11 protein-coding genes are annotated in these 14,058 nt (G+C 56.7%); 4 read left to right on the top strand and 7 right to left on the bottom strand.

Annotated elements, in window-relative coordinates; translation table 11 throughout:
* The first annotated feature begins 239 nt into the window (after positions 1–239).
* Both SD425_RS06580 and SD425_RS06575 read left to right on the top strand, forming a co-directional pair.
* Positions 240–1,835 carry a family 43 glycosylhydrolase gene (locus tag SD425_RS06580; RefSeq protein ID WP_324676674.1) on the top strand — a complete coding sequence of 532 codons (1,596 nt, stop codon included), beginning with the start codon at positions 240–242 and terminating at the stop codon, positions 1,833–1,835.
* A 408-nt stretch (positions 1,836–2,243) separates the two neighbouring features.
* On the top strand, positions 2,244–2,459 hold the full coding sequence (locus SD425_RS06575) for a hypothetical protein (RefSeq protein ID WP_188809882.1): 216 nt from the start codon (positions 2,244–2,246) through the stop codon (positions 2,457–2,459).
* A 76-nt stretch (positions 2,460–2,535) separates the two neighbouring features.
* Here SD425_RS06575 and SD425_RS06570 read toward each other — a convergent pair whose 3' ends face one another.
* A complete protein-coding gene (locus SD425_RS06570; RefSeq protein WP_324676671.1) occupies positions 2,536–3,546 on the bottom strand; it encodes an SDR family oxidoreductase in 1,011 nt (336 codons plus the stop codon).
* 370 nt (positions 3,547–3,916) lie between these two features.
* Positions 3,917–5,968, bottom strand: coding sequence for an alpha-amylase family glycosyl hydrolase (locus tag SD425_RS06565; RefSeq protein WP_324676669.1), 2,052 nt, complete (start codon positions 5,966–5,968; stop codon positions 3,917–3,919).
* Between the two features lie 267 nt (positions 5,969–6,235).
* Between SD425_RS06565 and ggt the strand changes: the two genes are divergently transcribed.
* Positions 6,236–7,996, top strand: coding sequence for a gamma-glutamyltransferase (gene ggt, locus SD425_RS06560; RefSeq protein ID WP_324676667.1), 1,761 nt, complete (start codon positions 6,236–6,238; stop codon positions 7,994–7,996).
* A gap of 108 nt (positions 7,997–8,104) precedes the next feature.
* On the opposite strand, the gene SD425_RS06555 is transcribed toward ggt, so the two are convergent.
* The 3 genes from SD425_RS06555 to SD425_RS06545 form a co-directional block, all read right to left on the bottom strand.
* Positions 8,105–8,452, bottom strand: a complete 348-nt coding sequence (locus tag SD425_RS06555) for a hypothetical protein (RefSeq protein WP_324676665.1) — start codon at positions 8,450–8,452, stop codon at positions 8,105–8,107.
* A 10-nt stretch (positions 8,453–8,462) separates the two neighbouring features.
* A complete protein-coding gene (locus SD425_RS06550; RefSeq protein ID WP_324676663.1) occupies positions 8,463–8,828 on the bottom strand; it encodes a hypothetical protein in 366 nt (121 codons plus the stop codon).
* A 61-nt stretch (positions 8,829–8,889) separates the two neighbouring features.
* A complete protein-coding gene (locus SD425_RS06545) occupies positions 8,890–9,267 on the bottom strand; it encodes a hypothetical protein (protein WP_324676661.1) in 378 nt (125 codons plus the stop codon).
* Positions 9,268–9,455: 188 nt separating this feature from the next.
* Between SD425_RS06545 and SD425_RS06540 the strand changes: the two genes are divergently transcribed.
* The gene (locus SD425_RS06540; RefSeq protein WP_324676659.1) at positions 9,456–9,908 is read left to right on the top strand and encodes a hypothetical protein; all 453 of its coding nucleotides are present in this window, start codon (positions 9,456–9,458) and stop codon (positions 9,906–9,908) included.
* A 94-nt stretch (positions 9,909–10,002) separates the two neighbouring features.
* Here SD425_RS06540 and SD425_RS06535 read toward each other — a convergent pair whose 3' ends face one another.
* Complete coding sequence (locus SD425_RS06535; protein WP_324676657.1) at positions 10,003–11,604, bottom strand: glycoside hydrolase 43 family protein; 1,602 nt, start codon at positions 11,602–11,604, stop codon at positions 10,003–10,005.
* A 321-nt stretch (positions 11,605–11,925) separates the two neighbouring features.
* The gene (locus SD425_RS06530; RefSeq protein ID WP_324676655.1) at positions 11,926–13,938 is read right to left on the bottom strand and encodes a M1 family metallopeptidase; all 2,013 of its coding nucleotides are present in this window, start codon (positions 13,936–13,938) and stop codon (positions 11,926–11,928) included.
* Positions 13,939–14,058 lie beyond the last annotated feature (120 nt).

Here is a 14,058-nt window from a genome sequence, read left to right as displayed (position 1 = left end):
CTCTTCTGGTCTAACCGAGTACCAGACTCCCGCTTAGTCCCGCTCTCTCTCCTCACCCATCCCGGACAGACTTCACGCATATTCCTGGCTTATCTGCATTGGTTCTATCAATGCCGCTTAGGCTTTATATATGCTATGATCTGCTTCGTGTTAGGCATAGGTGCACAATTGTACTGTGCTAGCTTGATAGACTTTCTCTTAGAACCTCCCTCGTTCCACTCCCTTTTTTCTCCCCTACTGTGTCTTTTGATTTGGAAGCAGGAGCCCTCATCCCGGCTCTGTTTGATCTCTCTTCGGAATGCCAGGGGCAAGCCCCCATTGACTCTACTACCGTTGTTAGCGTTGCGCCACCCGTAACCGCTAGCTCGCGCACCACCTATGCCAACGTAGTACTGCCCGGCGACTTTCCAGACCCCACCATCACAAAAGTTGGTGACACTTATTGGGCAAGCGCCACTTCCGCAGAGTGGGGCCCAGTTTTCCCGCTGTTCAAGTCGACGAACTTGGTAGACTGGGAGCTGGTAAGCCACGTATTCATGGATAAGCCTGAGTGGGCAGAAGCTAGCTTCTGGGCACCAGAAATCAGCTACGAAGACGGCAAAACCTACATTTGCTACACAGCCCGCAAAAAAGGCGGTCCGTTGTGCGTAGCTATTGCCAGCGCCGATGATCCAGCGGGTCCTTACGTAGACCATGGCCCATTGGTAGGTCAGCGTCGAGGCTCCATTGATGGCTTCCCGCTGCGCGACGAGAACGGCGTACTGTACTTGGTGTGGAAAGAGGACGGCAATGCTTATGGCAAGCCTACCCCCATCTGGGCACAGCGCATGAACGAGAAGCGGACAAAGCTGATCGGCAAGAAGCATGAGCTGTTCCGCAATGATGCTCCTTGGGAAGGCAACCTGGTAGAAGGATCTGCTTTTGTGGAGCACGATGGTTACTTCTACATGTTCTACGCTGGCAATGGCTGCTGCGGTAGTGGCTGTACTTATGCTACAGGCGTGGCTCGCTCTCGCAGCTTGCTAGGTCCGTGGGAAAAGTGCCCGCAGAACCCCATTCTGAAGAAAAACAAAACCTGGAGCTGCCCCGGTCACGGTACCGTTGCCGAGTATGAAGGCCGTTGGTTCTTGCTGCACCACGCTTACCACGCTAGTAGCCACGAGTTCGTAGGTCGCCAGGGCATCTTGAGCGAGTTTACTTGGAACGAGGAAGGCTGGCCTGAGTTCGAAGGCAACAGCCCTCAGGCTGCTCCGCTGCACAACGTTAGTGCCCTGAACCTCACCGACCATTTCTCCAGCAACCAGCTCGCTGGTACGTGGCAGTGGCCTATCGGCAAGCGGCCAGTAGTAGGCGTAGGCGACGGCCAATTGTTGCTGTCAGCTTGCCCAGAGCAGCTTGGCTCCATGGTGGCCCAGCGTACGTATGCGGCTACATACAAAGCTACTACGTCGCTTAATGCTGCTGCCCTGCCAGAAGGCACGTTTGCTGGTCTGACGGCTGTTGGCGACCCAGGTAATGCGCTGGCTTTGATGGCCGGCAATGGCAAGCTGCAACTATGGTACGTGAAGCAAGGTGAAACCCAGTGCCTCACCGAAGTAAGCTTGGAACTGCCTCGCAACCTAGGTTTGCGGGTCGAAGCATGGGGTGGCCAGCGCTACCGGTTCTCCTACAGCACCAACGGTGTTACTTGGCAGCCAATGCCGATGGATAGCTTCTCGGTAAATGGTACTTATCTGCCACCTTGGGACCGAGGCATCCGCGTGGGTCTGCTGGCACAAGGCCCAGAAGACGTGACGGTAGCTTTCGATAGCTTCACTATTCGTAACCAACGCTAGGTTATCCTGACTTAGCTTTTGAACCCCACGGTACCAACGGCAAGAGCTGTCGGCACCGTGGAGTTCTTGTTTTATCGATACGCTAGAAGTCCTGTGCCGGCGAAGCTAGGTGCTCAGATTGTAGCTCAACAGCGCTAAAAAATGTGTTTCTCACCAACTGCCTCACGCTCAATTGGAGAACTCACTACCAAGCTCAGCACTAGTTGCCAAGACGACGAGGCACCAGAAAAAAAGACGCATTTAAGTCAGTCTTTTCATAGGCTAGGTCCGTAAAAACGTCAGTTGGCACAAGTGATATAGCAAGCTCAACCGTATAGCAGTCAAGATCTTGCGCGTTGTACATGAGCTAGATCTGTGCTATAAGTGCTAACCCTTTTCGTTTCTTTCCACCCCAACCTAACCACTGCTATGAACAACGAAAATGCAGCCCCCACTTCAGAGGAATCAAGCGGCGCTCAGCGCGTAAGCATGGCGCACAGCGGCCAGAATGAGTTTCCGATCAAGAAGCACCCTGGTCAGCAGCCTTTGCAGGAAACCGGCAGCGACGACACGAAACGCGCTATGAATGACGCTGGCGAAACCAAAGAAGACAGCAACCAGGAAGGCGGCACGGCCAAACACTAACCAGTGCTATACCAACAAAGAGAGGCGCCGCGGAAGATTTCCGCGGCGCCTCTCTTTGTTAATGTCTAAGCTAGGTCTACTGCTTTCTAAGCAGTGCTCCGGTGGCTAGACCTAGGCCAGCCAGAGCCGCAGCGGCTAGCAGCGGGTGTTTTTGTGCCTTCACGTAGAGGCTGCTCGAACGGAACCAGCCTTCGTGGGAGCCGCGTTCGTGCAGGCCGTAGCCCGCTTTGTAGAGGGCACTAGTTTCGGGGTTGCGCGAAGGGCGCTTCGGGTCGATTTGTGTAGGTGGAATCAGCACTTCCATGATCTTATCCATGAGCCGCGGGGCTAGGTGTCCCACCGCCGCAAGCGCTTTGGCCTGGAAGCCCACATACATATCGCGCTTGGGGTGCGCGGCCGCAAACAGAATGGATTCGGCTACAGTCTCCGGGGGGTATACCATGCCCCGGTGCGCTACTTGGTGCTCATAGTAGCTTTGAGCGTGCTCGTTGTAAGGCGTATCGATGCGGCCGGGGTGAATGAGCGTAACCGAGACAGGCGCCTTTTCCATCTCTAGCTCCATGCGTAGCGCATTGGTCCAGCCGTGGAGCGCGTGCTTGGCGGTTGAGTACGTCGACTGTACCGGCGTGGCCCGGTCGCCAAAGAAGCTGCCGATGTTGATGAGAGCTCCCGGCTCATTACGCTGCTTAAAGTGCTGCACGGCAATGCGCGAGCCGTATACCACGCCCCAATATACGGTGTCGAACATGCGCCGCATGTCCGAAATGGACACCTCTTCGCAGGTACCGAAAATCGATACACCGGCGTTGTTGACCCAGGTATCAAACGTACCGAACTCCGCAATAGTCGTGGCAGCAATGCGCGCCACATCTTCTTCTATCCCTACATCAGCGGTGACGGCCAAGGCCTGGCCGCCCTGGTTTCGAATTTCCTGGGCTAGCTGTTCGAGCGCCTCGGTGTTGCGGGATGCTACCACTACTTTGGCGCCTTCTTTAGCAGCCATCCGGGCTGTCACCAGACCGATACCGCTGGAAGCACCCGTGATAACAATTGTCTGTTCTTTAAGTGGCTTGAGTCTTACTGTCATGGCGTGTTTTGAAGTAACTAACTGGATTAGAGAGCTTACCTGGCAACGAGCAGCTGGTGCATGGTTCGATTAGCCTAGGTAGCGCGTCTTTTTACGAGACCAGTCAGTAGAAATAAACACGGATTTACCTTCTGCAAACACGTAAAAGCTAGGCACAAATACTGTCCGTAGTACGTAGCCTTGGAGTAGAAAATTAGCTTGTAGCTAGGCTGGTTCGTCGTCAGTTCTAATAGCCACTCACGAAAAGCAGGCTGCGCCGGCATCATGCACGATCTATAAAAATAGCGGCGCCTGCTGTCAGCTAGTATTCACTAGCTGACAGCAGGCGCCGCTAAGTTGGGCTACCAGAAGATCTTCTGTAGAAGTACTATTACACTTTCGCCAACACCAAGGCCGTGCGGCTTGTGACGTAAAGACTGAGTTTTTCGACGCCGTCTTCCCCAAACGTTTCGTAGGTCAGCGAGTCATCGATGCGGTCGAAGCCACCAAAGCGGCCATCATCGGAGGTAAGAATGATGCGGTAGCGGGCGCGCTTTGGCGTGGGCACAAAGAAGCGGTAATCGGGCACGCTGCGGCTGACGTGGAAGTTGAACACGAAGATCAAACCGCCACGCTCGAAGATCAGTACTTGGTTTTCTGGATCGTTGTTGAGCAGTTTGGCCTGACCAGCAGCTAGCAGACGCCGTTGCTTGGCGGTGGCAATCATGGCGCCATCAAAAGCCTGAAGCTGCTCGTAGCGTAAATCGGGATTATCGGCTAGTGACCACTGGCGGCGAGCATATTGGTAGCTCCAATTGTTGCCCTGGCGCGGAAAGTCGACCCACTCAGGATGGCCAAACTCGTTGCCAATGAAGTTCAGGTAGGCTTCGCCGCCTAAGGAAAGCGTAAGCAGCCGGATCATTTTGTGCAGCGACACGCCACGTGCCACCACTGGGTCGGGGTCATCTTGGCGCATGTGCGTATACAAGGCAACATCCATCAGCCAGTGTGCTAATGTCTTATCTCCCACAAGGGCTTGATCGTGGCTTTCGGCGTAGGCTACCGTTTTCTCACCTAGGCGCCGGTTGGTGAGCGTATACCACAGGTCACCTAGGTTCCAGTCTTCGTCGGGCGTGTGCTTGAGCAGCTTGATCCAATAGTCGGGAATACCCATGCCGAGGCGATAGTCAAACCCAATGCCTCCCTCCTGGATGGGCCGGCACAGACCAGGCATGCCACTCATATCTTCGGCAATCAGCAACGCGCTAGCTTTTATCTCCTTTACCAGCGAAGCCGCTAGCTGCAAGTACAGGATGGCGTCATCGTCGGCGTCAGAGCCAAAGTACTGGCTGTAGTCACTAAATGCTACCCCCTCACCGTGATGGAGGTAAAGCATACTTGTCACCCCATCGAAGCGAAAGCCATCAAAGTGAAACTCTTCGAGCCAATAGCGCAGGTTCGAAAGCAGAAATTGCTGCACTTCGGGCTTGCTGTAGTTGAATAGCTTCGAATCCCAGCCAGGATGGTCGCCGCGCGAGCCCTCGTGGAAGTACTGCCCACCAGAGCCGTCGAAATCGGCTAGACCTTCGGCTTCGTTTTTTACGGCGTGTGAGTGTACCACATCAAGCAGCACGGCAATGCCGCGGTTGTGGGCTTCATTGATTAGGTGCTTTAGCTCCTCGGGCGTGCCAAAGCGCGAGGAAACCGCGAAAAAGTTGGCGACATGGTACCCAAAAGAGCCATAATAAGGGTGCTCCATAACGGCCATAATTTGCAGGCAGTTGTAGCCGAGCGCTTGCACCCGCGGCAGTATTTTTTCCGCAAACTCCAAGTAGCTCCCCACCTTGCTTTCCTCGGTAGCCATGCCGATGTGGCACTCATAAATGAAAGGCTCCCGCACACAATTCGGAATGCGAAACTTTTGGTCGGTCCAGGTGAAGGAGGTGCTCGGTCGCCATACTTGGCCAGCAAAATCGTTGGTATGCGGGTCTTGCACGGCGCGTCGCAAGGTGGCGGGCAGGCGGTCTTTGGCGCCGTGCTGGGTCACCACGTGTACTTTGTAGCGGCTGTAGTGGCTAAGGGCTTCGCCGTATTGCTTGTCGGGCAGAAACACTTCCCACACGCCATTTGGTCCTTTCTGCAGGGGCGTTGCTCGCCGGTCCCAGCCGTTGAAATCGCCCACCAAGTACAAGGCTTCGGCGGCCGGAGCCCATTCCCGGAATGAATAGCCGCGGCGGCGTGGGTCATAGTTGAGACCTAGCCATTGGTGCGCCGTGGCGAACTTCGCCAGAGAGCCGTACTCTTGCCGAATTGCGGCCAGGCGTTCTTCTAAGCGAACTTGCCGGGCGAGCAGCACCGGTTCGTACGGCGCAAGAAAAGGATCTTGCTGAACGAGCGGCAATACGGGAGCCAGTGCAGGAGCGGGAGTGGTTTCGGTAGTCATGGTGCGGGAGGGTTTGGCTTTAAAGCTACGATAACAACCGACTTGCGGCTAAACTACAACCAGAACATTTGTCCTCAGGCAGCCCCTAGGTCATACTGCCATTTAAAGCCAAATGAAGGGTTTGCAGGAAAATCACAGGCCAATTAACTGAGATTTTTGACTTCGCTTTGATCGACAATTTGCCTTCTAGGCTAGGCTCTTACCTGAATGTTGGCTTTCTTGAAAGTTCTGTTGCCGCGCAAGGTAGCAGCCCTTACTCTAACCTGCATGAAACGACACCTTTACCCGCTTGCCCTCGCCGCCTTATTTTCTTGTACCAGCACGGCCACGCGTCCCTCCGCGTCGTCGGCTTCGGCGACAACAACCCTGGCTGCCACACCGCCTGCCGTTACGGCCGACGTTACGGCAAGCAAAGCGATGGTCGTCTCGGCGCACCCGGAAGCCTCGCGCATTGGCCTGGATATTCTGCGAAAAGGCGGCAACGCCTACGATGCGGCGGTAGCGGTGCAGTTTGCCCTGGCGGTGGCATTGCCAGTAGCGGGCAATATTGGGGGCGGCGGCTTCGTGCTCTACCGCGGCGCCGACGGCCAAGAAGGCGCCCTCGACTTCCGCGAGATGGCGCCCGCCGCTGCTAACCGCGACATGTACCTCGACGCGCAAGGGAACGTCATTCCCGACCGTAGCACCGCCGGTCATTTGGCCGTGGGCGTGCCCGGTACGGTAGCAGGCATGGAGGCCCTGCACAAAAAGCTAGGTAAGCTGCCGTGGGCCGACCTGGTGCAGCCGGCTGTTGACCTAGCCACCAAGGGCTTGAGGCTGACCACCAAAGAAGCGGCCGGCTTGAATAATAACCGCGCAATTTTTTTAAAATACAATTCGCAAACACCGCCTGCCTACGTGCGCCCCGATGGCGATACACGCCCCTGGCAAAAGGACGACCTCATTCAGTACCCCGACCTAGCTCGCACTCTAGAGCGCATCCGCGACAAAGGCCGCGATGGTTTTTACCAGGGCCCAACTGCCGACTTGCTCGTGGCTGAGATGCAGCGGGGCACTGGGCTTATTACCAAACAAGATCTGCAGAACTACCAGGCTAAGTGGCGCACGCCGTTGCACGGGCAGTACCGCGGCTACGATATTCTGGCGTTTCCGCCCCCAAGTAGCGGCGGCGTAGTGTTGCTGCAAATGCTACAAATGCTAGAGCCTTACAACCTAGGTGCCCTTGGTTGGCACTCGCCGGCGGCGGTTCATCTTATCACGGAAGCTGAGCGCCGCGTGTACGCCGACCGCGCCAAATACCTAGGGGACCCTGACTTCGGGCGGGTGCCGGTGGCGCAGCTCCTAGATAAGAAGTACAACAAGGAACGCATGGCTACCACCCGCCGCGACGGCAAGGCGACGCCCAGTAGCGAAGTAACCGCCGGCGCTGGTTTGCCAGGCTACGAAAGCGACCAAACCACACACTATAACATTGTGGATGCGCAGGGCAATGCCGTGGCATGCACAACCACCCTCAACGGAGCCTACGGCAGCAAAGTCGTGGTGGCGGGGGCCGGTTTCTTCCTCAACAATGAGATGGACGACTTTTCGGCCAAGGCCGGGGTGCCGAACATGTACGGCCTAGTAGGTGGCACGGCCAATGCCATTGCCCCGGGCAAGCGCATGCTCTCGGCCATGACGCCGACCATTCTTTCGAAGAAAGGCAGGCTAGCTATGGTAGTCGGCACGCCGGGCGGCAGCACCATCATCACCAGCGTCATGCAGGGCATTATGAACGTTGTTGACTACCACCAGAATGCCCAGCAAGCGGTAGCCGCGCCGCGCTTACACCACCAGTGGCTGCCCGACCAGATTGACGCCGAAGAAAACGCCTTACTACCTGCCGCCCGTGACACGCTCCAAAAGCGCGGCTACAAAATCAACCCGCGTAACCCCTGGGGTCGCATGGAAATCATCTGGGTGCTGCCCGATGGTCGTCTGCAAGGCGGCGCCGATCCTAGGGGCGATGATACGGCTGTAGGATATTAGTCCCTCCAAAACAAGATCAGTCCGAGCAAGGCACGGAATCTGAAACACTGCTCCAGGAGCTATGTCCAGATTCCGTGCCTTGCTCGGACTGATCTTGTTTGGTGGCGACTATTGTAGCTGCTTCAGCTCGCGTGCTATGTCGCTGAGTCGCTGACCTAGCTTATACAGGCTATCCAGAAAAATAGGATTAGCGCCGTCAGCCAGGGCATTGATGTTCTCGGCAAGGGTTTGCAAAGAGGCCGAAATTTGGGCGGCATCGCCTCCGCTGAGGTAGCCTTTTAGGTCCACCAGGTTGCTGATGAGAGTGTCGTAAGTCCCGCTACCACCGCGCAGGAGCTGAATCCAGCCATCAATCTTTTCAGGAGCGGCCGCAGCGAGCTGGCCTAGGTCCTCGATGCCGAGTGCAGCAATCGTGGTTTCAAACTGTTTGGCGCTATCAGAATGTGCAATAGACATAAGTGCAGGGTTATTCGGGTGAGGGTGAATTTAAGGGAGCTTTTACACCGTCGGCGGCGCGTAGGAGCACTTGGCCGAGCTGCTGCAATTGTTCTTTGTATTCCTCATCAGCCTGCTCGGCTGCTTTGGTAGTAGTCTCGCCGAGGCGCTGCAACGAGCCACTGATGCGGTCGGTATCCTTGTCGTTGAGGTAGCTTTTTAGATTTTGTAGCTCCTCAACCATGTCGTTGCCGCCGGTTACACCGAACGTGCGCACAGCATCAATCCAGCTATCGATAACGATGGGTGCCTCAACGGCTGCCGCGTGCAGGTTGCCGCTCAGAATGTCTCGCGTGGAACGCAGGTTAGCAGACGGATCGGATGGGTTAGTGGGCATGAAACAAGTAGTTTGAGAGAAAGCCCAGGGTAAACCTGGTTTTCAGTTAGTAATCAGATTCTTACAACGCGGCTTTCGTGTTGCCAGCAGCTACCACGAGCAACTGACCTAGGTGGCGCAGCTGGTCGCCGATACCATTATGTAGGTGGTCGCCGGCCCAGGTGTGGATGTTGCTCGCGGCCCGTGAAGTTTGTTCGCCAAGACGCTGTAGCAGCGTGTGAGCATTGGCTTGGTCGCCGTTCCGGATGTAGTCGCGTAGCTGCTGAAGGTCGGAGCCCATGGCAGTCAGGGCGGCGATATTTGAGTTTTGCAGAAACGGAATCCAGCTATCAAAGTAGTCGAACGCCACCTGGGGGTCGCGCGAGTTGTTGATGGTGTCGGAAATCGCCAGATTGGTTGCGTACAGATGGTCGTTGAGGTTATCTGTGTTGAGAGCCATGAACGTAGAAGTTTAGGTGAGGGAGCGTACTGAGTCCCTCTTTACGCCTTCCACCGCAGCCTCGTTGTATAGGCCAGCATCTTGCACTTTCAAATTCGGCCATCAGCTAGGGAGCTGTAGGCGACCAACCCCTAGCTTTTCATGCTTCTACAACAACAGGCCACGCCATTTTGCGTCTTTATGCTGGTATGAGGAAAAATCTAGCCGAATGGGTCAAACGCTACTTGCCCGCCGAGGCGCTGTCGCTCGTCGCCACGCTGGCGGCGGGCGGTGCGGCTTTTTCTTTCTCCCACGACCGCACGACCACGGCGCTGGCGGCAACGTGGGCCGGCAACGTGGCCTACTTTGGCTGTATTCTGCTGCAAGACATTCGCACGACGCGCCGCAGCCGCCACGCAACGGGGCAGCGCTACAGTGCTCAGAAGTTTGGTAAAAACATCCGGGCGCTGGTAGTTGAGTTTGGCGCGGCCGAAGTACTCGACAGCTTTCTTATCCGGCCGCTACTCATGTACTACTTGCCGCTGTGGTTAGGCAGCTTGTCGGGCGGCATCTTGGCAGCCAAGCTAGCGGCCGATGTTACGTTTTACGTTCCGGCCATCATCAGCTACGAGCTCAGCAAAAAACGCCTGCGCAACTTCTAAATACTCAATCAAAAGCAAAAGGAGAGCGGCCTAGGTACGTTGTCTGTCAACACCATACCTAGGCCGCTCTCCTTTACTTAGTACTACCGTCGCACTATTTCTCGACCCGGAACCAGTCGACATCGGCGTTGCCGGAGTCGTTGAACTTGGCAGCGCGGGTACAGAACAGGCCGACTTTGGCCCCGATCCACTTGCCTTCCCGGGCCTGAAACACGCCCCCTACCGGTTGATACTGTTGCCCATCCAGGCTGTAGCTGAACTGACACTGGGCCCCGGCTTGCACCGCCACGCGCAAGTAAATCGGCTGGTTGACGCTAGCGGCCGGCAATTCGATGGGCGCCGACGTCGTTTCGGGCGCTAGCTTATCGGCATTCGCACACACGGCTTGACTGACGTAGCGCTTGCCGCCTTGGTTGGTCAAACTGAGGTAAGCGTAGTCTAGGCCCATGATCAGCAGCCCGAGCTTCTCCCCGTCAACGCGGGGCGTAAACGTCAGCTTGGTGGTGGCGTTAAATACTTCGGCGGGCAGCTTCTGCATCAGCAGGTTCGGCACTTGCCACAGGTTCTGGTAGTGCTCGGGCAACATGACGGAGTAGAGGCGCAGATAGCCTTGCGGACCGTTCAGGTACGCCCAAAAGTCCTGCGGATTAGCGTGCCACTGCCACTGCAACCCTAGGGTGTTGCTCGTGAACTCGTCGGAGGTAGGCGGCGTAGCCAGGGGCTGCGCTTTGCCCTTGATCTTGGGCTTGCGATAGGTGAGCACGGGCTGGCCTTTGCCGTCGCTATCGGGGTCTTCCCCAATCACGGGCCAATCGTTTTTCCACACCATCGGCTGCAAATGCACGACCCGTCCGTAGGGGCCTTGGTCCTGGAAGTGCAGAAACCAGTCCTGGCCGGCATCGGTATCCACCCAAGCGCCTTGGTGAGGCCCGTTGATCGGGGTTTGGCCCTGATCCATGACAATGCGCTCCTCATAGGGGCCATACACGTTTTTGGATCGCAACACCAGCTGCCAACCCGTGGGTACCCCACCGGCGGGCGCAAAGAGGTAGTAGTAACCGTGGCGCTTGTAGAACTTAGGGCCTTCCAGCGTCGGCTGGTCTTTGTGGCCATCGAAGACCAGCGCATCGTCGCCAATCAGGTGCAGCCCATCGGCCGACATGGGGCTCACGGCCAAGATGGTCTTGATGCCGGCGCGGGAGCCAGCAAAGCCGTGCACCAGATACGCCTTGCCGTCTTCGTCCCAGAGCGGGCACGGATCAATCCAGCCCTTGGCCTCCTTCAGACAAACGGGCGCCGACCAGGGACCAGCCGGGTTGGTAGCCGTCGTGACAAAGATCCCTAGGTCCGGGTCGGGATAATAGATGTAGAACTTCTTGTGGTGGTAGCGGATAGACGGCGCCCACACGCCGTTGCCGTGCTGCGGCTCTTGGTAGCGGGCCAGCGGAGGCTGCTTATTGAACACGGCACCAATGATGGACCAGTTCACTAAATCTTTGGAGTGCAAGATCTGCAGCCCCGGCACGGCATTGAAGCTGGAAGAGGTCAGGTAAAAGTCGCTGCCTACCCGGATGGCGTCGGGGTCGGAGTAGTCGGCATAGAGCACTGGGTTTTTGTAGGTACCATTACCTAGGTCTGGCACCCACACCTTCGAGAGTGACGCCGGCGTTTGGGCGTGCAGCGGAATAGCCAGCACGATACCTAGCGCGACAAGCGCCTGCTTTAGCGCTTTCCGTGAGCCATTATATGAGGATGATTCTTTCTTAGTCCGAAGTCGAGATCTTAGCGAATATAGTAGCACAGGAGAGCGTTGAGCGTTTGCAATGCGCAACAATAATAACCAGCACGGCACAGACTGCCGCACAGAACCGCGAATCGGCTGCGGGATATTTTCAACAAAAAACCCTGACAGGGGCCCAGAGTCCTGTCAGGGTTGCAACAACAGCACGAATCTGGTTCAACGCTACCGTTCCGATGCTTAGAGCGTCCGGACTAGAACCTATACCTAGCCTAGCGCTTACTTAGCATCCGAAAATTCCACGGGTTTCCAGGTGTTGTTGGCGGCGTTGATGTCGGGCAGGAGCTTGCTGGGGTTCAGTACTACTGAAGTTATGGCCGAGGTTGAGTTATGGCGGAAGGTCCAGGTACCGCCACGCTGCCAGATTTCGACGGGCAGACGCACGGTGGTGGTTTTGCCGTTCGCTTCTTTCACTTCGGCAATGACGGGCATGGCAGCCTGTCCGCGGTTTTCGATGGTGATGAGCGAGCCTTTTGCCGGGTCTTGGTTGACGTAGGCCACGCCGGTTACAGCTTGGTCGAGCAGCCAGTTTTCAAAGAACCATTCGTGCCAAAACCACGTCAGATCTTCGCCCGCTACCTCGTTCATGGTGCGGAAGAAGTCGCGGGGCTGGGGGTGCTTGAACGCCCAACGTTTGATGTAGCTGCGGAAAGCATAGTCGAAGCGCTCAGGACCTAGAATTTCTTCGCGCAGCAGATACAGGCCGTAGCCCGTCTTGCTGTAGGCGGCAAAACCTAGGTTTCGGGCCTGCGTCACGTCGGGCACCGTGTAGGGCACGTCGGCGTTCGGGTCTTGCATGGCTCTGATGATGCCGGGCGCAGTGCGGCCTTCCACATCAGCCGAGGCCTTGTACTCGCCGTTGTTGAAGGCTTTGGTGGATAAGATGTTGATAAAGGTGTTGAAACCTTCATCCATCCACGGATACTTGCGCTCATTGGAGCCCACAATCATCGGGAACCAGTTGTGTCCGAATTCGTGGTCAGTCACGCCCCATAGGCCGCCCTTCTTAGCCCGCGCTCCGCAAAACACGATGCCGGGATACTCCATGCCGCCCACAATACCGGCCACGTTGGTTGCGGCCGGGTAAGTGTATTCGTACCACTGCTTTGAGTTGTACTCGATGCTTTTCTTAACGTATTCGGTCGAGCGGTTCCAGGCCGAATCCTGGGCAACCTCCGCCGGATAGAGCGACATCGCCAGCGACTTCCGGCCGCTGGGCAGGTTCATCTTCGCCGCATCCCACACAAAAGCCGACGACGCAGCCCACGCCACATCGCGGGCCTGCTGGCAGCGGAAGTGCCACGTCAGGCGTCCGTTCTTGCCCGCTGGGCGGGAGTTAGGTTGGGTCACCTCGTCGGCACCGCGCACAATAACCGTTTTGTCGGAACTGGCAGCCTGCTCTAGGCGGCGCTGCTGGGCGGCGGTCAGCACCTCTGCCCTGTTCACCAGCTCGCCCGAGCCGCCCACGATGAAGTTGGCGGGCACGTTGATGGTGTAGTCGAAGTTGCCGTATTCGAGGTAAAACTCGGCCGACAGATACGGCAACGTGTTCCAGCCTTCAATGTCGTCGTACACGGCCATGCGCGGGTACCACTGGGCTAGCTCGAAGATCTCACCGTTCTTGGTTTGCAGGCGACCTAGGCGGTCGGAGCCGTACTGAGGAATGTTGAAGGCATAGGCAATGCTGATCTTGAGCTTGTCGCCGTGCGGCTTCATGGCCTCGGGCAAAATGATCTGCATGCGCGTGTCGTACACGTGGTACTGCGCCTTGGTTTTCTTGCCGTGAAACTCAATGTTGACGGTTTGCAGCGTGTCGCCCCCTTGGAAACCTGGCGCCGAGTTCCCGTTGCGGGCCCCCGAAACAGGTGTAGTGGCAGTACCACGCGACTTCGGGCTAAACAAGTTCTGATCGAGCTGTACCCACACGAAGGGCAGCGGATCGGGGCTATTATTGGTGTAGGTAATGTCGGCCGTGGCGCTCAGCCTAGCCTGCTTATCATCTAGCGTAGCCGCAATTTTGTAGTCGGCCGCATTCTGCCAGTACGTAGCGGAAGGCTGGCCGCCGGCGGTGCGTGTTGCCGGGCCGCGCTCGGCCAGAAACGTGGGTGAAAACAGCGCGCGCGCGTCGTAGCGGGGACCTACAACCGGCGGCGCCATTTGCTGCGCAGTAGCTAGCGTAGATAGGAACGTACCGGCACTGAGCAACAAGCCGGGCAATAGATATTTGTTCATAGTGAGGGGTTGAGAGAACAGGTGCCTTCAAGAACGCGAAACCATTTCAAAAGCTGCTTACCTCGCTGCTTTTCCCCTAATGCGCTGCATCCGTTACTCCACAGTATAAACATTTCGGGT

Source organism: Hymenobacter sp. GOD-10R, from assembly GCF_035609205.1.
In the GTDB taxonomy this organism is placed as follows: Bacteria; Bacteroidota; Bacteroidia; order Cytophagales; family Hymenobacteraceae; genus Hymenobacter.
Note: the sequence above shows the minus strand (reverse complement) of the source record. Positions and strands in the feature narration are given on the sequence as shown.

Bases quoted from the DNA above. Each gene is read 5' to 3' on its own strand.
- SD425_RS06575 (WP_188809882.1), top strand. From the start codon at position 2,244: ATGAACAACGAAAATGCAGCCCCCACTTCAGAGGAATCAAGCGGCGCT.
- SD425_RS06570 (WP_324676671.1), bottom strand. From the start codon at position 3,546: ATGACAGTAAGACTCAAGCCACTTAAAGAACAGACAATTGTTATCACG.
- SD425_RS06565 (WP_324676669.1), bottom strand. From the start codon at position 5,968: ATGACTACCGAAACCACTCCCGCTCCTGCACTGGCTCCCGTATTGCCG.
- ggt (WP_324676667.1), top strand. From the start codon at position 6,236: ATGAAACGACACCTTTACCCGCTTGCCCTCGCCGCCTTATTTTCTTGT.
- SD425_RS06555 (WP_324676665.1), bottom strand. From the start codon at position 8,452: ATGTCTATTGCACATTCTGATAGCGCCAAACAGTTTGAAACCACGATT.
- SD425_RS06550 (WP_324676663.1), bottom strand. From the start codon at position 8,828: ATGCCCACTAACCCATCCGATCCGTCTGCTAACCTGCGTTCCACGCGA.
- SD425_RS06545 (WP_324676661.1), bottom strand. From the start codon at position 9,267: ATGGCTCTCAACACAGATAACCTCAACGACCATCTGTACGCAACCAAT.
- SD425_RS06540 (WP_324676659.1), top strand. From the start codon at position 9,456: ATGAGGAAAAATCTAGCCGAATGGGTCAAACGCTACTTGCCCGCCGAG.
- SD425_RS06530 (WP_324676655.1), bottom strand. From the start codon at position 13,938: ATGAACAAATATCTATTGCCCGGCTTGTTGCTCAGTGCCGGTACGTTC.